Origin of the sequence: Clostridium puniceum, from assembly GCF_002006345.1 — a bacterium.
In the GTDB taxonomy this organism is placed as follows: domain Bacteria; phylum Bacillota; class Clostridia; order Clostridiales; family Clostridiaceae; genus Clostridium; species Clostridium puniceum.
The window spans coordinates 1-656 of record NZ_LZZM01000149.1; the positions used below are offsets into that span (position 1 = coordinate 1).

Consider the following 656-nt stretch of genomic DNA (forward strand, 5'->3'; position numbering starts at 1 on the left):
TGAAGAAATTAAAAAATATATGGTGGACCTTAATCCATATGTACCAACTTTTATATCAGAACTTCCAGAAGTTAAAGCCATTTATGATGTAGAGAGCTTAGAATTAGGATTGTTAAAATATCAGCTTGAAGATGTAAAAAAACAATTTAGAATAGATACAGCAACATGGGGGCTAGACTGGTGGGAAAATAAATATGGAGTTGAAACAAATAACTTATTAAGTTATGAAGAACGTAGAGAAATCGTAAAAGCCAAAAAGTGTGGTAGAGGAACTACAACCAAAGCCATGATTAAAACTACTGCAGAAAGATTCTCAGGTGGAGAATGCAAAATAATTGAACACAATGGGGAATATTATTTTACTGTTCATTTCATAGGTGTAAAAGGTATACCTAAAAATATGCAAGCCTTTAAAGACATGTTAGATTTAATAAAACCAGCACACTTGGCGTATGACTTTGCCTATACCTATAATACATGGGGAATGTTAAAAGATTCAGGTCTAACATGGGAGCAAGCCCAAAATATTACATGGGACGAAATTAGAACATATGATTAAGAAAAGGAGATGGATGTAAAATGCAAAAGACAGCGAATTTTGGTCTTAATAAGCCAGACTATAACAATGTAGCCGATATTTTCCCAGCAGTAAGTGA

At 33.2% G+C, this 656-nt stretch carries 1 protein-coding gene; it reads left to right on the forward strand.

From position 1 onward, the window contains the following. On the forward strand, positions 1-559 hold a 559-nt coding region (locus CLPUN_RS11390; protein WP_143329038.1), incomplete at its 5' end, for a YmfQ family protein. Positions 560-656 lie beyond the last annotated feature (97 nt).